This is a genomic window from Mumia spirodelae (genome assembly GCF_050632745.1).
Taxonomy (GTDB): Bacteria; Actinomycetota; Actinomycetes; order Propionibacteriales; family Nocardioidaceae; genus Mumia.
Map to the genome: position 1 here is coordinate 856,905 of NZ_JBODSD010000002.1, position 22,036 is coordinate 878,940.

The 22,036-nt window shown below is 70.0% G+C and carries 14 protein-coding genes; 6 read left to right on the top strand and 8 right to left on the bottom strand.

The window, feature by feature from the left end:
- Nucleotide 1 precedes the first annotated feature (1 nt).
- Both ACQSSQ_RS13580 and ACQSSQ_RS13585 read right to left on the bottom strand, forming a co-directional pair.
- Nucleotides 2-1,573 carry a glycosyltransferase family 2 protein gene (locus ACQSSQ_RS13580; RefSeq protein WP_431328003.1) on the bottom strand — a complete coding sequence of 524 codons (1,572 nt, stop codon included), beginning with the start codon at nucleotides 1,571-1,573 and terminating at the stop codon, nucleotides 2-4.
- Nucleotides 1,574-1,575: 2 nt separating this feature from the next.
- Nucleotides 1,576-3,201 carry a glycosyltransferase family 2 protein gene (locus tag ACQSSQ_RS13585; protein WP_431328004.1) on the bottom strand — a complete coding sequence of 542 codons (1,626 nt, stop codon included), beginning with the start codon at nucleotides 3,199-3,201 and terminating at the stop codon, nucleotides 1,576-1,578.
- A 99-nt stretch (nucleotides 3,202-3,300) separates the two neighbouring features.
- Here ACQSSQ_RS13585 and ACQSSQ_RS13590 point away from each other — a divergent pair, with 99 nt between their 5' ends.
- On the top strand, nucleotides 3,301-5,706 hold the full coding sequence (locus ACQSSQ_RS13590; RefSeq protein WP_431327606.1) for a CDP-glycerol glycerophosphotransferase family protein: 2,406 nt from the start codon (nucleotides 3,301-3,303) through the stop codon (nucleotides 5,704-5,706).
- On the top strand, nucleotides 5,703-8,912 hold the full coding sequence (locus ACQSSQ_RS13595) for a CDP-glycerol glycerophosphotransferase family protein (RefSeq protein ID WP_431327607.1): 3,210 nt from the start codon (nucleotides 5,703-5,705) through the stop codon (nucleotides 8,910-8,912). The genes ACQSSQ_RS13590 and ACQSSQ_RS13595 overlap by 4 nt, the downstream gene beginning before the upstream one ends.
- A 38-nt stretch (nucleotides 8,913-8,950) precedes the next feature.
- Here ACQSSQ_RS13595 and ACQSSQ_RS13600 read toward each other — a convergent pair whose 3' ends face one another.
- Nucleotides 8,951-9,991, bottom strand: a complete 1,041-nt coding sequence (locus tag ACQSSQ_RS13600) for an acyltransferase family protein (protein WP_431327608.1) — start codon at nucleotides 9,989-9,991, stop codon at nucleotides 8,951-8,953.
- 90 nt (nucleotides 9,992-10,081) lie between these two features.
- The gene (locus ACQSSQ_RS13605; RefSeq protein ID WP_431327609.1) at nucleotides 10,082-10,807 is read right to left on the bottom strand and encodes a class I SAM-dependent methyltransferase; all 726 of its coding nucleotides are present in this window, start codon (nucleotides 10,805-10,807) and stop codon (nucleotides 10,082-10,084) included.
- A gap of 30 nt (nucleotides 10,808-10,837) precedes the next feature.
- Here ACQSSQ_RS13605 and ACQSSQ_RS13610 point away from each other — a divergent pair, with 30 nt between their 5' ends.
- Entirely contained in the window at nucleotides 10,838-11,809 is a 972-nt protein-coding gene (locus tag ACQSSQ_RS13610; RefSeq protein WP_431327610.1) for a hypothetical protein, read from the top strand.
- A 59-nt stretch (nucleotides 11,810-11,868) separates the two neighbouring features.
- Nucleotides 11,869-13,986, top strand: a complete 2,118-nt coding sequence (locus ACQSSQ_RS13615) for a glycosyltransferase (RefSeq protein WP_431327611.1) — start codon at nucleotides 11,869-11,871, stop codon at nucleotides 13,984-13,986.
- Between the two features lie 16 nt (nucleotides 13,987-14,002).
- Here ACQSSQ_RS13615 and ACQSSQ_RS13620 read toward each other — a convergent pair whose 3' ends face one another.
- Together ACQSSQ_RS13620 and ACQSSQ_RS13625 are read right to left on the bottom strand one after the other, a co-directional pair.
- Nucleotides 14,003-16,588 carry a bifunctional glycosyltransferase/CDP-glycerol:glycerophosphate glycerophosphotransferase gene (locus tag ACQSSQ_RS13620; protein WP_431327612.1) on the bottom strand — a complete coding sequence of 862 codons (2,586 nt, stop codon included), beginning with the start codon at nucleotides 16,586-16,588 and terminating at the stop codon, nucleotides 14,003-14,005.
- A 119-nt stretch (nucleotides 16,589-16,707) separates the two neighbouring features.
- Nucleotides 16,708-17,967, bottom strand: a complete 1,260-nt coding sequence (locus ACQSSQ_RS13625; RefSeq protein ID WP_431327613.1) for a nucleotide sugar dehydrogenase — start codon at nucleotides 17,965-17,967, stop codon at nucleotides 16,708-16,710.
- 79 nt (nucleotides 17,968-18,046) lie between these two features.
- Here ACQSSQ_RS13625 and wecB point away from each other — a divergent pair, with 79 nt between their 5' ends.
- Nucleotides 18,047-19,126, top strand: coding sequence for a non-hydrolyzing UDP-N-acetylglucosamine 2-epimerase (gene wecB, locus ACQSSQ_RS13630; RefSeq protein WP_431327614.1), 1,080 nt, complete (start codon nucleotides 18,047-18,049; stop codon nucleotides 19,124-19,126).
- 337 nt (nucleotides 19,127-19,463) lie between these two features.
- On the top strand, nucleotides 19,464-20,078 hold the full coding sequence (locus ACQSSQ_RS13635; RefSeq protein WP_431327615.1) for an FkbM family methyltransferase: 615 nt from the start codon (nucleotides 19,464-19,466) through the stop codon (nucleotides 20,076-20,078).
- A gap of 46 nt (nucleotides 20,079-20,124) precedes the next feature.
- On the opposite strand, the gene ACQSSQ_RS13640 is transcribed toward ACQSSQ_RS13635, so the two are convergent.
- Nucleotides 20,125-20,466: a histone-like nucleoid-structuring protein Lsr2 gene (locus tag ACQSSQ_RS13640; RefSeq protein WP_431327616.1), complete on the bottom strand. Its 342-nt coding sequence runs from the start codon at nucleotides 20,464-20,466 to the stop codon at nucleotides 20,125-20,127.
- Nucleotides 20,467-20,524: 58 nt separating this feature from the next.
- Nucleotides 20,525-22,030, bottom strand: coding sequence for a lysine--tRNA ligase (gene lysS / locus ACQSSQ_RS13645; protein ID WP_431327617.1), 1,506 nt, complete (start codon nucleotides 22,028-22,030; stop codon nucleotides 20,525-20,527).
- Between the last annotated feature and the right edge of the window lie 6 nt (nucleotides 22,031-22,036).

The window sequence follows — 22,036 nt, forward strand, 5'->3', positions numbered from 1 at the left end:
GCTAGGGCGTCAGCACCTTCCGCCGGACGCGGAGCATCGCCGACCCCGCCGGCGAGACGGCGAGCCGGGCGCGCAGGACCTCGTCGGGACCCTTCTTCCTGACCACCTGCTCGAGCACCGGCGCACGCCGCTCCGGGTCGAGCGGCACGGCGTTGACCGCGCGCTCGCCGAGGAACCACGTCCGGATCTGCAGACGCCAGGTTCCGGGCTCGAGCACGGGCCCGAAGTATCCGGCGAACGGGCGTACCTCTGCCTCGAGATCGACCGCCTGCAGCCAGGGGTCGTCCGGGCCGGGCTCGACGGCCGACGCCCGCGAGACGACCGGCCACTCGACCCCCGACTGGACGCTGCGGACCGAGAAGGAGCCGACCGCACGGTCGTGGGCCGTCATCGAGGTGCTGAGCACCGACTCACCGACCGTCACCGCGAGCGCGTCCGGTGTCGAGGTCCGCGCGACCAGCCCGTCACGGCTCGCCACCCGCACCGTGACCCGGAGCCGGAGGGTGTCACCGACCCAGCCCACCTCCGTCACGTCGACGCTCCGCTCGAGGCTGCGCAGTGCCCGGCTCACGGCGAGGAACACCGGCTCGTCACCCGCGCGCAGCGCCTGGAACCGCAGCCGCTTCAGCAGCGGCAGCTCGTCGTCGACCTCCTCGCCGAAGGTCCGGGTGACGAACGCCGCCGTGGCGGCGAAGTACTCGTGCCGTGTCGCGGGCGGACGCCGGTCGAAGTTGTTGATGAAGACACGGCTGAAGCACTGCCGGGCTCCCTCGACCCGCAGCTCCCGCCTGACCGCCGGGTCGATGCCGCGGCGGTCGGCGACGTCGAGAGCGCCGGTGTAGTAGTCCCAGTACGCCACGGGATCGACCTTCTTGCTCGAGCTGTTCGTGCCGTCCTGGCGCCGGACCCAGCGGTAGCAGGGGTACGACGCCAGCACCGACACCACCGGCGACGACCCGAACACCTGCCCCATGAAGTGGTGGTCCTCCAACCGCACCCGACCCTCAGGAAACCGGATCCCCCGCTCCAGCAAGAACGACCGCCGAAACAGCTTGTGCACCGTCCGCGACTGCATCACCCCGTCAGCCACCAGATCCGCACACCCGACATCACGCCCCGCCAAGTTCCAGTACGGCGTCCCCCCACCGACCCGAACCACCTTCCCCGCCACCACGTCCGAACCATGACGATCCGCCATCGCCACCATCCGCTCCAACGCCTCAGGAAACAGCTCGTCGTCCTGATCGGAGAAGAACACATACTCCCCCCGCGCCCGCTCCAACCCCACGTTGCGCGGACGCCCCGGCCACCCCGAGTTCGGGATCGACACCACCACCATGTTCGAACGCTCCGCCGCCCGCGCCCGCAACCACACCAACGTCTGCGGATCACGCGACCCGTCGTCGACGAACACCAGCTCCACACCACGCCGCCCCAACGACTGCGCATCCAACGACGCCAACAACGGCACCACGTTCGGACCCGGATCGAACACCGGCACCACCACCGAAACCCGCGGACCAGCCCACGGCAACCGACGCCGTACCCACCCCGACCAACCCGCCCCGACCACCGTCAACCACCCGCCACGTCGACAACCCGGCGGCTGTGGTCACCACGAGGACGACCGGCGTCACCGTCACGCAGGGCGAGGACGAGCGCGCCTCCCCGGGCCCGGCGCACCCGTGCTCGGCGGAGGACGCCGTCGGAACGGACGCGCGCCCGTCCCTCGAGCGCCGGATGTCCCGGCGGGATCGTGACCTGCCGCAGGGCGCCGCGACCGAGCAGGCGCGAGCGGACCTGCACGACCCACCGCCCGGCGTGGATCTCCTGCCCGAGCACGCCGCGCGCGACGGGGAGGCGCGCCTCGACCGTGGCCACCTGCAGCGTGTCGCCGTCCGGTGGTGAGACCACGGTGCACGCCACGGTCTCGACCGGCCACTCGATCCCGGACGTCTGCTCGCGGATCGTCACCTCGGCGTGCCCGGCGTCCGGAGCCCCGACCGGCAGGACGGCGTCGGAGACGGACGGCACGACGATGCCGCCGACGCCGTCCGGACCGTCGCCCGCGACCGTGCGGACGGTCCCGAGGTCGTGGGTCCGAAGCCGGACGAGGATGCGCAGACGCAGCGCGTCCTTCTCCCAGCCGGCGTCGAGCAGCTCGGTCTCGACGGTGCTCGCGCGTGCCGCGCGCCGCACGGCGACGAGGGCGTCAGCGTCACCGCGACGCAGGGCGCGGACCTCCGAGCGACGCCAGACCGGCAGGTGGGGGTCGACCGACTCGGGGACGGAGCGACGCACGAAGCCGGACACCGCCGCGAAGACCTCCTCGGCGGTCGACGCGGGGAGCCGGTCGAACCCGGAGACCGCGGCGCGCCCCATCGCCTGCGCCGCACCGACCGTCCGCAGGCCCGTGACCACGGCGGGATCCGCGCCGGGCCGGTCGACCGCGTCGACGGCCCGCGAGAAGTAGTCCCAGTACGCCGCGTGGGTGACGGCGGCGGCCGAGGTGTTGGACCCGTCGCGACGGTCGATCCAGCGGTAGCAGGGGTACGACGCCAGCACCGACACCACCGGCGACGACCCGAACACCTGCCCCATGAAGTGGTGGTCCTCCAACCGCACCCGACCCTCAGGAAACCGGATCCCCCGCTCCAGCAAGAACGACCGCCGAAACAGCTTGTGCACCGTCCGCGACTGCATCACCCCGTCAGCCACCAGATCCGCACACCCGACATCACGCCCCGCCAAGTTCCAGTACGGCGTCCCCCCACCGACCCGAACCACCTTCCCCGCCACCACGTCCGAACCATGACGATCCGCCATCGCCACCATCCGCTCCAACGCCTCAGGAAACAGCTCGTCGTCCTGATCGGAGAAGAACACATACTCCCCCCGCGCCCGCTCCAACCCCACGTTGCGCGGACGCCCCGGCCACCCCGAGTTCGGGATCGACACCACCACCATGTTCGAACGCTCCGCCGCCCGCGCCCGCAACCACACCAACGTCTGCGGATCACGCGACCCGTCGTCGACGAACACCAGCTCCACACCACGCCGCCCCAACGACTGCGCATCCAACGACGCCAACAACGGCACCACGTTCGGACCCGGATCGAACACCGGCACCACCACCGAAACCCGCGGACCAGCCCACGGCAACCGACGCCGTACCCACCCCGACCAACCCGCCCCGACCACCGTCAACCACCCGCCACGTCGACAACCCGAGACCGAACGAGACTCAGGATAGACTCGCTGGCTACCGACGAGAGGCTTCCGCGGGGGGAGGTCGTACGGGTGAGATGGGTGCTCGAGCGCTCGCGTGCGCTCTCCCGGGGACTGCGAGCGCGCAGGCCGTCTGCTCCGCCGCCACCTCCGTCGGCGTGGGCCGCCGCGCTGCGGTCCGCGCGCTGGTCGCCCGCAGGTGGCCTCACGGTCGGTGGCTGGGCGTACGTCGAGGGCGTCGACACCGCGACCGTCCCGACCGCGGTGCGTCTCCTCCTCGTCGACGCGGCGACCGGTGCCACGGTCGAGGCACCGACCGCCGGCCGACGCGACCCGGAGGTCAACCACGTCGCCGCCGACCCGGACCACGACTACGCGGCCGGCGCGTTCGAGGCCGACCTGCCCGTGCCGGACGGGGCGCCCGGGAGCGACTGGGACGTCCGCGTCGAGCTCCAGGTCGGCGAGCGCCAGTGGTCCGGTCCGTTGACCGGGCTCTTCCGGCGCGGCACGGCCGGCTGGATCGCCCGGCGTCTCCTCCCCGGGGGCGCCCAGGTCGTCCCGACGTGGTTGCCGGAGCGCGGCCTCGTCCTCCGCGTCGTCCGGCGCCAGGTCACCGCCCGGTCCGCGTCCGTCGACGGGGACCGGTGGACGCTCGAGGCCACCGTGACCGGACGCCGTCCGGTCGAGGCGCACCTGGTCGGGGCGGGTGGCGCCGTGCTCGGCGGCGAGGTGCTCGACGCCGAGAAGGACGAGGGCGCCTGGAGGGCGCGCCTCCGGTTCCCCCTGCCGACCGCGCGCAGCGGCGACTGGGAACCTCACGTCAGTCTGGCCGGCGGGACCCGTCGACCGGTGCACTGGTCCGAGCAGGACGGTCCGCCGCCGTCATCGGCGGTCACCGTCGTCGTGACACCGTCCGGCAAGCTGCGGCTCACCCATCCGGACGACGAGGTCGTCGTCGACGACGTCGCCGTCGACCTCGAAGCACAGCCCGGCCTGCACCTGCGCGGACGGGCGCCCTCGCACCTGCACGGGTTCAGCCTCGACCTCGTCGGACCGCGGACGGACAGCGCCGTCCAGGTCCAGGTGGTCGGGGGACGCTTCGAGGTGCGGGTCCCGCTGTGCGCAGCGTCGGACCTCTGGTCGAGCGACCCTCTCCCGCTGCCGATCGGCACGTACCGCAGCGAGGCGACCACCCCGGACGGGGAGGTCCTCCACGTGCGGCTCGCCCAGGAGGCGGTCGACCGCTCCTGCGGCCGGTGGACGTTCGGGCCCGAGCTCGCGGTCCGTCCCGAGCGCGGTGCGCGAGGTCGGCTCGAGGTCCGGCTGGCACCGCCCCGTGCGCCCGAGGAGTGGAGCGAGCTCGGCCAGCGCCGCGAGGACGAGGCGTACCGGACGCGGACGTACGCACCCGAGGACGCGGTGTTCTTCGAAAGCTTCCTGGGCAAGCGAGCCGCGTGCAACCCGCTGGCGATCCGCAACGAGCTGGCCCGGCGGCGCCCGGACCTCCGACGCGTCTGGGGAGTGTTCGAGAGCTCCGTCCCCGTGCCGCCCGGCGACGAGAAGGTCGTGATCGGGACGCGCGCCTGGCGTGACGCCCGCGGGTCGGCCCGGTACGTGGTGACCAACGACTGGCTCCGGCGCTTCGAGCACCGCGCCTTCCAGACCTACGTCCAGACCTGGCACGGGACGCCGCTGAAGAGGCTGGCGCTGGACCGTCGCCCGCGTGGCCTGGACCCGGACTACCGGCGGCTGGTCCGCGAAGAGGCTGCGCGGTGGGACGTCCTGGTCAGCCAGAGCGCGTTCATGACCGGGGCCCTGCGCAGCGCGTACGGGTACGACGGGCCGATCCTCGAGGTCGGCTACCCGCGCAACGACATCCTGACCGCGGCCGACGCAGTGGACCGCGCGCGCCGCGTCCGTCGCCGGCTCGGCCTCGCCGACGACGCCCCGGTCGTCCTCTACGCCCCGACCTGGCGCGAGGACGACGAGCGTCGTACGCCGCGCCCTCCCGACCCGGAGACGCTCGTCGCACGGATGGGGGCGATGACCCTCCTCGTCCGGGGGCACGCGGAGAACATCCGCAAGGACCGACGCATCGAGGGTCCGCACGTGCTCGACGTGACGCTCTACCCCGACGTCTCCGAGCTGTTCCTCGTCGCCGACGCCCTCGTGACCGACTACTCGTCGTTGATGTTCGACTTCGCGGTGACCGGACGGCCGATCGTCTTCTTCACCCCCGACCTCGACGACTACGGCGGCGACCTCCGTGGCTTCTACTTTCCGCTCGAGGAGGTCGCCCCAGGGCCGGTCCTGCGCTCGAGCGAGGACGTCGCCGACGCCCTCGCCGACCTGCCCGCGCTGCGCGAGGACTACCGCGCCGCGTACACCGCGTGGCAGGAGCGCTTCGTCCCGATGGACGACGGCGGCGCGACCTCCCGGGTCGTCGACGCCGTCTGGCCGGACAGCATCGCGTCGTGAGCCCGCCCTCCCCGAGGAGCTCGGTCGAACTCCGGCTGGACGGCGACCGGCTGTGCCTGGACCTCACCCCCGGGGAGGGGAAGAGGGTCCAGACGTTGCTCCTGCGCTACCGCGACACCCCGCAGGAGACCGCTCTCGCCCCGGACCGTCGCACCGGCGGCACTGCTCACCTCGCCCTCGACGTGCCGGCCGTCGTACGGGCCGACCCGTCGTGCGAGTGGATCGACCTCTGGATGGTGCTCGAGGGCGAGGACGCACCACGACGCGCCGGAAGCTTCGCCTCGACCGAGCGGACGCACGCCGTCACGCCCGTCCAGGTGGACGGGCGCACGGCCACGGTCCACATCACGCACAAGGGCAACGTCAGCATCCGGGTGCAGGCCGAGCGCTCCCGCGAGGTCGCGCTGTGGACGCGCGACATCACCCTGCGGGACGGACGCATCCGCTTCGCCACCGACGTCGTCACCCACAACGTCGCCGCCGCCTCCGCCGTCCTCACCGTGACCTCGCGCGAGAGCGGGGCGAGCACCGAGGTCCCCGTCGCGCTGCGCCTGCTCGCCGACGAGACGCGACGCGTCCACGGTCTTCTGCGCTACCGGGTCGCCGCCGACCTCCCCGTCCTCTCGCTCCCGCGCAGCGGCGAGCACGACAGCGACATCGTCGACCTCACCCTCGTGCTCACCCTCGACGGCTTCGACGAGCCGGTCGAGCGCGGCGTCAGGATCCCGCCGTACCGGATCCGGCGACGACTGCGGGCGACCGAGGTGTCCGACGGTCCGGTCGGACACCTCGTCACGCCGTACTTCACCTTCAAGGCACAGCGCCTCTGCCTGCGCATCGAGACGTACGCCGCCGCCGACCTCGCCTACCTGCGCCGCGTGCTGCGGTTCGCGTGGGCGTTCGAGGTGGCCCGACCCTTCGCGCGCATCTGGCTCGTCGGCGAGCTCCCGTACAAGGCCCAGGACACCGGCTTCCACTTCTTCCGCTGGGTCCGCCTGAACCACCCACGACGCCGCGCGTACTACGTCATCGAGCGCGACTCTCCCGAGCGGGCCAACGTCGAGCCGTTCGGGAACGTCGTCCTCCACCGGTCGCGCCGCCACATCCTCTACTCGTTGCTGGCCTCCCGCCTCGTCGGTTCGCACCACGCCGAGTACCTCCTCGCCTCGCGCAACCCGCGCTTCGTCCGGTGGTGCCGGGGCGTGCGGGTGTTCCTGCAGCACGGCGTGATGGGCACCAAGAACATGACGGGCAACTACGGCCGCCGCGCCTCGTCGGACTTCCGGACCGACCTCTTCCTCGTCAGCTCCGAGCGCGAGCGCGAGATGGTGGTCGACGACTTCGAGTTCTTCCCCAGCCAGGTCCGCGTCACCGGCCTCTCGCGCTTCGACACGCTGCTCGCCGACGACGTCCCCGTGGAGCGGTCGCTCCTGATCATCCCGACGTGGCGGGACTGGCTGCGGCCTCGCGACTTCGCGGAGAGCGCGTTCTTCGAGCAGTGGGACGGCCTCCTGAACTCCCCGCGGTTCCAGGAGACGGTCCGCCGCCACGACCTGACCGTCCGCTTCATCCTCCACCCGAACATGCGCGACTACGCCGAGCGCTTCCACGCGCCGGGGGTCCTCGTCCTCCAGCAGGGCGACGCTCCCGTGCAGGAGCTCATGAAGCGCAGCGCGGTCATGATCACCGACTACTCGAGCGTCGGGTTCGACTTCAGCTTCCTGCACCGACCGGTCATCTACTTCCAGTTCGACCGCGCGCGCTTCCTCGGGGCACGCGGGTCGCACCTGGACCTCGACGCGCACCTGCCCGGCGATGTCGCGACGACGCAGGACGAGGTCCTCGACCGTCTCGACGCGGTGATCGGCGACCGGATGAGGATCTCCGCGCGCAACCGCGAGCGCGCCGACGCCTTCCTCGAGCACCGCGACCGCGACAACAACGCCCGGATCTACGAGGAGGTGCGCCGGGCCTGGTCACCCCTGACGCCGTTGCTGCGGCTGCGCAGCGCAGCGCCGTCCCGAGCCCTGTTCAACCGGTTCCGGCACAGCCGGCCGTACCTCCCGACGATGCGCGCGCTCTACCGGGCGGCGAAGCTCCTCCCGCGGCGCGACCTCGTCGTCTTCGAGAGCGCGAACGGGAAGCAGTACGGCGACAGTCCCCGCTACCTGTACGAGAAGCTCCTCGAGCGTGGCACGGACAAGACGCTGGTCTGGGTCGACGACTCGACGGTCCGCCTGCCCGACCCGACCACGCGCAAGGTCCGTCGCCTGACGCCGCGCTACTTCTGGTTGCTCGGTCGCGCCAGCCACTGGATCAACAACCAGAACTTCCCGCACTACCTGCGGCCGGCGCGGGGAACCCGCTACGTGCAGACGTGGCACGGGACGCCGCTGAAGAAGATGCAGCACGACCTCGAGCACGTCCACGGCAGGTCCGAGGGCTACCTCGAGCGCGTCGCGAAGATGACGGGCTACTGGGACGACCTCGTGTCCCCCAGCCCGTACGCGACGGGCGCCTTCCGCAGCGCGTTCCGCTACGCCGGTCGGGTGCTCGAGACCGGGTACCCGCGCAACGACGTGCTCCACCGCCCCGACGTCGACGAGCACGCCGCCCTGGTCCGTCGGCGCCTCGGCGTCCCCGCCGGCACCCGGGTCGTGCTGTACGCGCCGACGTTCCGCGACGACCGGACGAGCGGCGGACGGTTCGCGCCGCAGGCCGAGCTCGACCTCGCGCTGCTCCACGACCGGCTCGGCGACTCCGTCGTCGTCCTGCTGCGCATGCACTCCGTCGTCAGGGGCCGGCCGCCGGTCCCGGAGGAGCTCCGGGACTTCGCGCGGGACGTCTCGCGCTACCCGGACACGCAGGAGCTCCTGCTCGCGGCCGACGTGCTGGTGACGGACTACTCGTCGGTGATGTTCGACTTCGCGACGCTGGACCGGCCGATGGTGTTCTTCACCTACGACCTCGACCACTACCGCGACGAGCTGCGCGGGTTCTACTTCCCGTTCGAGGAGCAGGCACCGGGTCCACTCGTCCGTACGACCGACGCGGTCGCCGACGCGCTCGTGCGGGCGCTCGCGGGTGACGACGGCTACGCGGCCGCCCGCGAGGAGTTCCGCGCGCGGTTCGCACCGCTCGACGACGGCCACGCCTCCGAGCGCGTGCTCGACGCGGTCTTCGGCGACGACGCCACCGACACCTGAGCGGCGCCGGCGCAGGAGCCGTGCCGAGATCGCCGGGTCTAGCGCGTGCGGACCGCCTGCACGTGCTCGGCGCTTGCATCGCGCCCCCGGAACAGCCAGTCACAGCGAGGCTCGACAAACGGGCGAAGGCACGCACGCAGCGGCCGGGAGGCGAGGACGACCGTGAGCAGAACGCATCCAGCGACGACGAGGAGCAGGCCCAGCAGGTTGTCGACGCGCTCGTTGAGCGGGGTAGCAGAGAAGATCCTCAGGACGAGTCCGTGCACGAGGAACGGGTACATCGACGCAGCACCGACCGCGGTGAGGACGGGCGTCGCACGGCGGGGAAGGACCGCGACAAATGCTGCGGCGAGGCCCAGCCCGACCCCGATGACGATGAGACGAGTCAGCGTGGCCTCTCCGATCGCGATGTCGAAGGCGGAGTACGGCGCGATGTAGGCCAGCCACCCGATCATCCCCTGCTCTCGCGCGAACAACGCGAGCGGTACGAGCAGAAGGACGAGCACTGAGGCGCCGGCGACCCTACCGGCTCGCGGTGGGATCCGGTTCGGTGCGCCTCGCCCCAGGCACAGACCGATGACGAAGAACGGCAGCATCCCGAACGTCCGGTTGAGCGACAGCAGGAGCCCCAGGTCCGACGCGGCGCCGCCCACGACGGAGATCACCAGCGAGATCCCGATCGCGACCGAAGGGCGGAGCTGGGCGAACACCGGAGCCAAGAGGCGCCACGCCAGCAACGACAGGAGGAACCACAGCTGATAGAGCGGGGTCAGAAGCTGGTTGGCCGAGTAGTCGACGCTGTCGTCACCGAGTGCGCGGAACGACACCAGGTACAGGAGCTGGAACACGACGTAGGGGATGACGATGCTGCGGAAGAGGCCGCTGGCCCGTCGTCCATCGAGGGTACGGCCCGCAAGCATGCCGCACACCAGGACGAAGGCGGGCATGTGGAACAGGTAGATCGCGAAGTAGACGTCCCACGCGCCAGGGGCCCCGAGAACCTGACCCAGCCCGTGACCGACGACAACGAGGACGATCAACGCGCCCTTGACGTTGTCGAGGTAAGGGTCTCGTGTCACCTCAGAAGCGGTCGGGAGGGAGGGGACGCGCAAGGCTTGGGACACGACGGCCAACTGTGCCACAACGCCGTGTCCGGTCTGACACCGCGTTCAGCCGCGCCGGAAGATGGTCGCGCGCTTCTGCAACCGCAGGTCCTCGCGCGAAAAGCCCGGCAGAAGGTCCTCCCACATCCGAGCGACTTCTTGCTCGTCGTTGCGGATCATGTCGTCGAGCACGACGGAGACGCGATCGGCGAACTTCTCGCGAAGCATCGGCACGGCCGGGAACCGGGCGTGAACGCCAGTAGCGGCTGGCGGCCCGTCGACCAGGAGCAACCCGACATCTGTCAGCGTCGTGAGCGCGTCAGGGTCGTACCACCGGCCGCGGTAGCCGCCGACCTCGACCTCCGTCAACGGTGCGAGGCGTACCTCCGCGACGTCTCCGAGGCCATGCCGGGCGAGGACCGCACGAGTCTGCTCCGCGAAGCCCTCGTGGTGCTCGAGCGCGACCACCTTGCAGTCCAGCCCGAAGTGACGGATCGCGAGACCGAACCAGAGCGTCGAGACACCGCTGCCGCACTCCACCACCAGCGAGGGTCGCCGCGAGACCAGCTCGTCGACCACCACCTCGACGAGATCCGGCGAGGCAGCCCAACCGCCCATGGGCGGGATCCTCCCCTCCGCGGGGAGCAGCGAGAAGAGATGGATCGTCGACTGGATCTGGGCGAGCTGCGCCGAGTTCTCGACCGTCCTTCTGCTGACGTCCTTGCTCAGTCCGGTGTCGAGCGCTCGGACAGCCGTCGCGGTGCGGGTCTGCCCCGCCTCCAGCCGTCGCACCGCAACACGAATCTCCTGCCACTCCTCCGCGTGCCGAGCGCGCTCGACCTCCAGCTCGTCGGCGAGCTCCCGGTGCCGTTCGACGAGGTTCTCGAGCGCCTTCTGAACCGAACGGCGGTGGCCTCCGGCGGCGACCCCTGTCCGCCGGACGGCCCACAGGACGAGACCGAGCGCGACGACGGCTCCGACGAACGCCAGCGAGGCCAGGACACCGGCGCCGACACCACCGACGGCAGCAAGCCAACCCACCACGATCGCAGCGAGGACGAAGGCCAGCGCGCCGGCCACGGCGACGCCCCGACGACCTCCCACACGCCTGGAGACAGTCCCGAGCGCGCGCGAGAGGCGGACGCCACGGGAGCGCTCGACCCCCTCACGCCGACGCTCCGCCCTGGCACGAGCCACCTTCTCCCGCTTGAGGCGTTCGCGGATCCGCTGGACGCGCTCACGCTGGGCCGCGAGGCGTTCGTTCTTCTCTTCGAGAGAGTTGCTCAGATCTGCGACGACCGCGCGCAGCTTCGCCACGGCATCGGGCTCACGGCCTGTCGCACGGCGAGGATCACTCACCAGCAGCGTCGCCCACAGATCATCGACCTCGCTCGCCGAGCGATCCGATCGGACCGACAGGGCCACGACCGGCACGTCGCCCAGCCATCCGACGTCATCGACACCGAGGGGGGCGAACGAACGCAGGTTCCTGTCGAGACGGGACGCATCGACGAAGAGCCGGACCTCCGGGTCGTCGACGGCGCGGGCGACCGCGTGCCCGACGAGGTCGGAGGCCAGATTCCCCGACAGCAGGATCTGCGCCTCGACTCCGACGCTTCCCGGGATCTCGCCATCGGCGACGACGACGTCCTCGCAGCTGTCGCGAAGATCGCGAATGGTCGTGCCCGGCTCATCCGAGACCAGGACCAACCGTCCCCGGACGTGGATGCCGCTTCTCCCCTCCACGGGTCCTCCTCGTCGCCGATGTGCTGGCCTCAACCAGGCCTCGGATAGCATTGCACGGGCTCCGACGCGGGCCTTACCGGCCCTGCCTCGAAAGCCCGGGGGAATTCTTGCCTCAGCACGACGTCAGTCACCAGCCGACGGTCTCCGTCATCGTCCCGAGCTATCTCGGGGCCAAGGTGCTTCCGACCAGTCTCGGATCCCTCGCCCGGCAGACTCTCGATCCGCGCACCTTCGAGGTAGTCGTGGTCCTCAACGGACCAGAGGACGAGTCTCGACGCGTCATCGACGACATCCGCACCGCCAGCCCGGCGCTGCGTGTGCGCATCGTGTCGTCCCCGGTGGCGGGCGCCGGACACGCGCGCAACCTGGGTCTGGACGCCGCGGCCGGCCGCTTCGTGACGTTCGTGGACGCTGATGACGAGGTCACACCGGGCTATCTGAAGGTGCTGCTCGACCACACCGAGCCCGGTGTCGTCCCCGTCGCGTCGGTTGCGGACGTCACCGCCGAAAGGGCAGCGCCCTCGTTCGACAACTACCTGTCGAACCGCTTGGTCTCTCACGCCGCTGAGGTCACCGATCCCACGACGATCCCCTCCTCGTTGGGATTCGTGGCGGGCAAGATCATCCCGACGGCGGTGGCCCGGGCCGGTCGCTTCGACACCTCGCTCCGCAGCGGGGAGGACGTCCTCTACTGGTTCGACGTCTTCGAGGCAGCTCCGTTCCGCATCAAGCCGGTCGCCCTCGACGCCGACGGGGTCTATCTGCGCCACATCGTCGCGAACTCCGTCTCGCGACAGGCAGCCTCCTACGACTTCTCGGTCACCCAGCGCCTCGATGTCATCGAACGGCTCTGGTCGCGCCAGGCCGTGGATCCGCGCAGCCGCAAGCTCCGCGCGTCGTTCACCGCCGGTCAGATCTCACTCGTGAACGCCCACCTGCGTCTCGACCCGGCCGACCACCCGCGGGTCGTCGCGGACGTTCACGCCCGTGGCCTGGAGGATGCGATCCCCTGGCGTCGCCTCAACGAGGGTCTCGCTCGCGACCTCGGCATCCTCTACTCGTTCCTGCCCTACGCCGACACCAGCGCGCTCGTCGCCGCGCGCCGCATCCGCGACCGCGGAGTCGTCGTGGACGTCGTGTCCAACACGATGGGCGCGGACAAGCCCACCGACTGGGCCGCGGGCGTGATCGCACGCGAGCAGCTGGACCGGACGTTTGAGGTCAGCGCCCGAACGGCGGCCTTCGAGTGGGGGCCGCTGAAGGCGTTCACCCGCCGAGCACTGGCCAAGGTTGCCGAGTGGGAGAACGAGAAGGGCCCCTACGGCAGTGTCTACAGCCGGACGATGTGGCCCGGCTCGAATCTCGTCGCAGCCGTCCTGAAGCTCCGTCGCCCCGACCTCCGCTGGATCGCGGAGTTCTCGGACCCGCAGCTCTTCAACGCCTACGGGCAGCGCCGTGTCGGGCGGGCGAAGGAGGATGGGCTGTGGCGCGAGCTGGCCGACGGGCTGGCAGCCGCCGGGATCGAAGCCCCCGCCGATCGCAACATTCCGCATCTCGTGGAGCTCCTCGCGTACGCGCTGGCTGACGAGATCGTCTTCACGAATGAGCACCAACGCACCTTCATGCTCGACTACCTACCCGAGCAGCAGCTCGTCGAGCGCGTGATGGACCGGTCGGTGGTCTCCCACCACCCGACCTTGCCAGAGACCTTCTACCACCGGGTCGAAGGCGAGTACGAGCTCGAGCCGGACGTGCTCAACATCGCGTACTTCGGCGCCTTCTATGCCACTCGCGGCCTCACCGAGGTCGTGGAGGCACTGAAGGCGCTCGAGCCCGGTCAACGCGCCAGGGTTCGGCTCCACGTCTTCACGGGCGATCCGGAGACGCTGGCGAAGGAGCTTGCCGTTCACGGTCTGACGGACGTCGTGGTCGCCAACCCTTACGTCTCATACTTCGCGTTCCTCGAGCTGACCACGCGCATGGACGTTCTTCTCGTGAACGACGCCAGGACGCGCGATCACTACGACGTGAATCCCTTCCTGCCGTCGAAGTGGTCCGACTACGCAGGGAGCGGCAGCGACGTGTGGGCGATCGTCGAGGAGGGCAGCATCCTGTCGACGATGCCGACGGCGTACCGCTCACCGCTCGGCGACTCGTCTGCCGCCGTCGCCGAGGTGCGCCGCATGCTCGCAGATCGCGGGCTCGACGGGCCGGGCCGCCAGTAGCGAGGTCAGCCCGCCCTTACTCGTCTGCGGCGGACGTACGGTACTTCCGTGTCGAGTTCTCGATCGCGTCGACCACGCGCTCACGGCACCGTCCGTCGCGCAGGGGGAACGTCGCCGCGATGCGATCGAGATAGACAGGGTCCGGCGTAGGTCCGCGGTCGACGATGCCGACAGCGGCGGCCACCGCGTCATCGGCGGTCTCGGTGACCGGGCCGAACCCGTCGCGGCCGTAGTCGAAGTAGCCGGCGCGACCGACGTGACCGCCTTGCGTCATGCGCTCGCGATCGAACTGGAAGTACACGACTGGCCGGTCGAGGTAGGCGGCATTGAAGGCGACCGACGAGTAGTCCGTGATCAGGACGGCCGATCGCGCGAACAGCTCACGCACGTCGCGGCCTTCGAAGCTCATGACCTCGACGTGCGAGGGAAGGTCGAGCTTGCCCGCGAGCACATCCATGTTGGGGTGGGGCAGGAACGCCACCTTGAGGCCGTGCCGTGCCGCGGCGTCGGCGAGCTCCTTGGAGCGCAGCACGTCGAGCCATTCACGGACGTAGTCGGTCTCCTCGATTCCCTCGACGAGCTCGCGCCGCTGGGACCCGCGCTTCAGCGGAGGCACCAACCACACGCGCCACGTCGGGCAGACCAGCACCAGGTCGCGCCGATCCGGACCGAAGCGTTGCCCCTGCTCGAACAGCAGGTCGAAGCGCGGGAGACCCGTCAGCTTCGTCTCACGGTCGGTGTAGATGTACGGCGTGTCATCAGCGACGATCGAGGCGTGCTCCTGCTGAGTGCTCGTGACGAAGACGTCGAGCGGTCGATGATTGAGCCAGCTGGAGAGGTCGTCCTTGATCACTCCGTGCTGCAGGAAGGTGAAGCGATAGGCAGGCGACGCGAGCGAGGTGATCGCGGGGGGCCGGCACACGGCGATGTCGGCGTGCGAAGAAACCAGGTGCTGGCAGTTGAGCATCAAGATCTTCCACGGGAGGGACCCGTGCGCCACGACCCTGCGCCCGTACGCCTTCCGAAGTCGCTTCCAGTCCGGCGTTCCTCGCTGGACGACGAAGTGCGCGTCGATGTCCTGGCGGTTCTCCCGCAAGTACTGGAAGAGGTGCTCGGCGCTGTCGTCGGCGTTGTGGATACGGTCCATCAGCACCCACGAACGCCGCAACCGGCGACTGACCGGGCGGCTTCTGGCCACGCGGAGGAGGAGACGGTCGCGCCACCCGATGGTGCCTGCGGCCGCGGCCTTTCGTCGGGGTTGCAGCGCCTGGCGAAGACGTGCGGGCGAGAGAGTCCTTGCGGGGACCGGAGGCTGCGCGAATCTCAGCTCGCGGACGCGTCCGTCGACAACCAGGCGCAGGGCACGCGATGCCGGCACCCAGTGGATGCGCTCGCGCAGCAGCGGGCGACCGTGGAAGTAGAGGGCGCGCACCTTCGTGTAGGCCGGAGGGATGACGTCGCCGCCCGAGAAGATCTGGTCCTCGGGGGCGTCGCCGGTGAACCGGTAGACGATCCGGACAAGACCCTGTCGGGAGTCCAGACGCTCGGCGAGGGCGTACGACGAGACCCAGGGCTCGTCTCGGTAGGCGTGCAGGAGAACGTCTCGCGCAGCACCCTTCAGCGGAACGACCGAGAACGAAGCCACCACCTCGGGATCGAGGTGGCGGACGATCTGTCGCATCAAGGCGTGGAACTCGTCGGCCTCGGGTGCCGGGGCGACCACCTTCGAGCCCGAGTCCTCGGCAGCGAAGTAGTAGCTGAGCTCGTACAGGACGAAGTTCTGCAGCCACTCTGGTACGTGTCCGAGCTCACGCTCGGCTGTCTCGAGCACGTCGAGATAGCCATGGCGGAGAACCGCCGTGAACCGTCCAGGATGCCGGTACGACCCCTGCAAGGTCGAGCTCTGGTCGCTGCGCTTGCGGTACTGGTAGCGGGCCGTTGCCACGAACGCCACCTTCGGATCCGGCGCCAGCAGCAGGTAGCGGCTGCTGAAGTGGCCGTCTTCGAAATTGGGTCGGATGCGGTGGTCGAACCGGAGCTCGTGCTTTCGGATCCGGTCGACGCGGTAGAAGGCCGCCGGCGCACTCCCGTGGAAGTGGTCCGGGAACGTCGTCAGCGGGCGCGCGCGATCGCCCGCCGCGAAATGGCGGCGCAGCGGATGCTTGTCCGTGAGCGCCTTCGTGGAGTCGTTCAGCAGAAGGCGGTTCGTCGCCACCATGTCGATGTCGTCGCGCCCGTCGAGGAACTCGACGACGCTGCTGAGGTATCCGGGCTCGAGGATGTCGTCAGGGTCGGGGAACGTGACCCACTCGCCGACCGCGACCTCGAGGCCCGCGTTGCGCGCAGCGCCCTGACCGGCGTTCGGCTGGGTCAGGACCCGCACCGTTCCCGCACGTCGATCCGCCCAGGCCCGCAGCTCCGCGAGGGTCTCGTCGGTCGACCCGTCGTCGACCATGACGACCTCGAGCAGGCCGGGGTTCTCCTCCATCTGCACCTCGACGGAGTCGATGAACTCGGGGAGGTAACGTGCCACGTTGAAGGCGGCAGAGACGATCGAGAACCGTGGTCGCGGTGATTCGGCCACTCGGACAAGACCTTCCATCGGATTTCAGTGGGGCGACCGGCGCCGGGCCGGACGAGTGTCGAGGATACCGACCCCGGCGAGCCGCCCCAGCACTGGCAGCAGCGAAGCCCACCGTCACCAGCGGGCGCGCGCGGCTGTCAGAGCCGCTCGACGCCCGGCTCGTCCAGCGCGCCACGCAGGTCGAGGAACCGGCGAGCCGCTCCCGACAGTGCGGGGAGATCGAAGCCGGAGTGCCTCTGCACGAGCACCACCACGTCTGCGGCCCGTGCAGCCTCCAGGACGGCTCCACTCCCGACCGGACGCGCCCCCTCCACCTCCCAGTCGTCGACGTAGAGGTCGTGGTAGCTCACCGACGCACCCTGGGCGAGAAGCTGCTCCGCGAGCGGCTTCGCGGGAGTCTCGCGCTGATCGGCGATGTCCGGCTTGTAGGTGATGCCGAGGAGGAGCACCTCAGCTCCTCGCAGAGCGACCGCGTCCTCGTTGAGCAAGGTCTGGATGCGCTGCACGACGTACCGCGGCATCCCCGCGTTGATCTCCTGGGCGAGCTCGACGAACCGGAACGGGTAGCCGAGCTGCTCCTTGACTCGGTGCGACAGGTAGTTCGGGTCGATCGGGATGCAGTGACCCCCGACGCCCGGTCCGGGCCGGAAGGCCTGGAACCCGAACGGCTTGGTCTCGGCCAGGTCGATCACGTTCCAGAAGTCGATCCCGAGCTCGTGGGAGAACCGCACCATCTCGTTGACGAGCGCGATGTTGACGTGGCGGTAGGTGTTCTCCAGCAGCTTCGCCATCTCTGCCTCCCGGGTTCCCCGTGCGGGGACCACGCGTTCGACGAGCTGGCCGTAGAACTCCGCCGCCTGCTTGCCGCACCGCTCTGTGAGCCCGCCCACGACCTTCGGGGTGTTGGCGATGGTGAAGGTCTGGTTGCCCGGGTCGACACGCTCGGGCGAGAAGGCGAGAGCGAAGTCCTCACCGGCAGTCAGACCCGACCCCTCCTCGAGGACCGGACGTAGGACCTCGTCGGTCGTGCCCGGGTAGGTCGTCGACTCGAGGACCACGAGCGTGCCGGGGGTGAGGTGCTGGGCGATCGAGCGTCCTGCGGCGAGGACGGCACCGAGATCGGGTCCACCCGCCGGTCCCAGAGGCGTGGGGACGCAGATGACCACCGTGTCGGCGGTCGCCACGACGGAGCTGTCCGTCGTCGCGCGGAAGCCGCCGTCGAGCATCTCGGAGATCTCGGCATCGCTCAGGTCGTCGACGTGCGAGACACCGGCGCTCAGACCACCGACGACTCGGTCCGACGTATCGAGGCCGATGACGTCCAACCCCTTGCGCACGGCCTGCTGTGCAAGGGGCAGGCCGACATAGCCCATGCCCACGATGACTAGAGTGGTCAACTCAAACCTCATTCCCTGTATCGCGCCCAAGTCTGACACAGGGCTCCACCCTGTCCGCACGTCCAGCCCAGAAGGAACCATGTCCGACCTCGTCATGCACATCACCGGTGCGCGGCCGAACTTCCCTAAGGCTGCTCCTGTCGTCGCCGCTCTCACCGACCGTGGCGTCGCGCAGAAGCTCGTCCACACCGGCCAGCACTACGACGACAACATGTCCGCCGTCTTCTTCCGCGAGCTCGGCCTCCCCCACCCCGACATCAACCTCGGGGTCGGGTCGGGATCCCACGCATCGCAGACCGCGGCGATCATGACCGCGCTCGAGACAGTGGTCCTCGAGGATCGTCCCGCCCTCGTCATGGTCTACGGCGACGTCAACTCCACGCTCGCTGCCGCGCTGGTGGCATCGAAGCTGGGCATCGCGATCGCTCATGTCGAGGCAGGTCTTCGGTCCTTCGACTGGACGATGCCCGAGGAGATCAACAGGGTCGTCACGGACCGGCTCGCCGACCGGCTCTACGCGACGAGTGCCGACGCCGTCGCACACCTCGGCAACGAGGGCGTCCACGCCGACAAGATCCGGCTCGTGGGCAACCCGATGATCGACACGCTCCTGGCGCACCGGGACCGGTTCGACGGCTCCCGCGTCCGCGACGACCTCGGCCTCACCGACAACTACGCGGTCGCGACTCTCCATCGCCCGGGAAACGTCGACGATCCGGCCGCCCTGGCGCCGCTCGTCCAGGCACTCTCGGCCGTAGCCGACGAAGTCGACATCGTCCTCCCGGTCCACCCGCGCGGTGCCGCTCGGCTGGAGCAGTCAGGCCTCCTGGCCCATCCAGGTATCCACGCCACCGATCCGGTCGGGTACACCGAGTTCCTCGGCCTGGTCGCTGAGTCAGCCCTCGTCGTCACCGACTCCGGCGGCATCCAGGAGGAGACCACCGTCCTCGGGGTGCCGTGCCTCACCCTCCGCCCGAACACCGAGCGGCCGGTCACCATCACCGACGGGACCAACCAGCTCGTGACCGCGGAGTCGCTGCCCGCGACAGCCGCGAAGGCTCTCGCTGCAGGCCGTCCCGCCACGTGGCCCGTTCCCCCGCTGTGGGACGGCCGCGCCGGTGAGCGCATCGCCCGCGACGTCGTCGATCTTCTCGACTGACGCCGAGCAGGGTCCTTCCCCGCCCCGCGCTCGATCGATAGTGTGATCCGACCCATAAGCCTCTTGGGACGGAGTCCTCGTGAGCTCGACCATGAAGCGGACCGCGGCAAGGTTCGTCAAACCGATCGTGGGCGACAAGGCCTGGCAGCGGCTGAGACGGCTCGGTGGCGCCCCGGCGCCCAAGCCGCCCAAGGCGCCCACCCGCCCCGCCCGTGCCCAGCCGTCCCCGCCGGCGACTCGTCCGTCGGGCACCACTGTCGACGCAACGACGGCGCGTGCCTGGTTCGAACGGCGGCGACCGACCTACGAACGGCTGGCGGAAGCGGTGCGACCTCACGTGCCGGTCGACGGAGTCGTGTTCGACATCGGTGGCAACATCGGGTTCTTCACCGAGGTCCTGGCTGACACGGTCGGGTTCCGCGGCACCGTCCACCTGTTCGAGCCGCTGCGCAATCTCGCCGACCTGTGCGAGGAGAACCTGTCCGGCAAGGAGTACACGGCGGTCGTGCACGCGTACGGCCTCGGGGCACAGGACGAGACCACCGAGATCTTCGTCGCCGCCGACGGGAACCTCGGCTGGAACACCCTGATCGCAGACAAGACCCAACCGGAGATGACCAAGACCCCGATCGCGATCCGCGCCTTCAGCGGGACCGGGATCGAGGACGCGCCGGACTTCGTGAAGATCGACGTCGAGGGTGCCGAGTATCTCGTCCTGCGCGGACTTCTCCCGGCGCTGCGTGCTTGGGAGACGCTTCCCGTGATCCTGTGCGAGATCGGCTGGGGCGATACCCATCCGCAGTGGGACCTGGAGCTCGCGGTGTTCGACGAGCTGATCTCACTCGGCTACCGACCTCAGGACCTCCATGGCGCGCCCGTGGACATCCCGGGCATCACAAAGACGACGGACGTCCTGCTCGTCCCAACCCGGGTGGCGGCGAGCCGCGCCTGACAGGCCCACCGTTCGCCTGCGCCGCAGAACGCGGCGCAGGCGAACGTCAGTGCGCAGCCTCGTAGGCGGCGCGCACCTCCTCCGACACGCGGCCACGCTCCGAGACCTCGTAGCCGTTCTCGCGGGCCCACTCGCGGATCTCCGACGCCGACGACGCCGCACCTCCACGCCGACGTCCGGCGCCGCCCCCTCCCCCGGGACGGCGACGGCTGCCTCGGGCCTTGCGCGCCTCCGCGACGTACGGCGCCAGCGCGTCCCTCAGCTTCTTCGCATTCTTCGCCGAAAGATCGATCTCGTACGAAACGCCGTCGAGGGCGAAGGAAATGGTTTCCTCCGCGTCGCCGCCGTCGATGTCGTCGACCAGGATCACCTGAATCTTTTGTGCCATGAGCCGGAATATACGCCCGAAATTGCGCGGCGGACAATTCCGCCACGCAAAAGGAAATTCACACCTCGCGCGAGGACGGGAAAAGAATTGCCTCACGAATTCCGACGCCCATCAGGAGCATGACCAACCGGTCCACCCCCAGGCCCATTCCTCCGGCCGGCGGCATCCCGAACTCGAGGGCACGCAGGAAGTCCTCGTCGACCTCCATCGCCTCGGGGTCGCCCGCGGCGGCGAGCTCGGCCTGCTCGACGAGAAGCTCGCGCTGAAGGACGGGGTCGTTGAGCTCGGAGTAGGCCGGCGCGAGCTCGACGCCGTTGATGATGAGGTCGAAGGCCTCGGCGAGCCCCGGCTTGCTGCGGTGCGGCTTCGCGAGCGGGCGGACCGACTGGGGGTAGTCGGCGACGAAGGTCGGCTGGACCAGCGTGTGCTCGACCAGCTTCTCGAAGAGCTCGAGCACGATCTCGCCGGCGCCCCACCCGTCGCGCAGGGCGACGTCGTGCTGGGCGGCGAGCTTGGTCAGCGTGTCCACATCCGTGTCGGTGTCGACCTCGGCGCCGACGGCCTCGCCGACGAGCTCGTGGATGGTCGCCCAGCGCCACTCGGCCTCGAGGTCGATCTGGGACCCGTCGCGCCCCGGCACGACGGTGCGTCCGACCGCGCGCGCGGCATCGCGGACGAGATCGCGCAGCAGGTCGGCCATCGCGTGGTAGTCGCCGTACGCCTGGTAGGCCTCGAGCATCGCGAACTCCACGTTGTGCGTGTTGTCGACGCCCTCGTTGCGGAACGTCTTCGCGATCTCGTACACGCGGTCGACGCCCCCGACGAGGGCGCGCTTGAGGTGCAGCTCGAGCGCGATGCGCAGCAGCATCTCCTGGTCGAACGCGTTCATGTGCGTCTTGAACGGGCGCGCCGCGGCGCCGCCGTTGGTGAACTGCAGCACCGGGGTGTCGACCTCGACGAAGCCCTTGCCGTCGAGGGTGCGTCGCAGGGACTGGAGGATCTTGGCCTTGGCGCGCACGACCTCGCGCGCCTCCGCCCGGACCACGAGGTCGACGTAGCGCATCGTCGCGCGCAGGTCGTCCGACAGCGGGTTGTGCTCGTTGGGGAGCGGCCGGACCGTCTTCGCGGCGATCCGCCAGCGGCGTACCTGGACCGACAGCTCTCCACGACGGCTCGTGATCACCTCGCCCTCGACGGCCAGGTGGTCGCCGAGGTCGACGAGCGCCTTGAACTCCGCCAGGGACTCCTCGCCGATGTCGGCGAGCGAGAGCATCGCCTGGATCTCGCTGCCGTTGCCCTCGCGGAGCCGGACGAAGCACAGCTTGCCCGTGTTGCGCAGGAAGATCACACGGCCCGCGGTGGCGACCTCCACGCCGGTGTGCGCGTCGGGGCCGAGCTCCTCGGCGTCGTACGCCCCGACGATCTCGCTGATCGTGTGGGTGAACGGGACGGTCAGGGGGTACGGGGCGACGCCGGAGTCGATCATGCGCTGACGCTTCTCGAGCCGGACGCGCATCTGCTCCGGGAGGTCGTCGGCGGGCTGCGGGAGGACGGCGTCGGTCATGCCCAC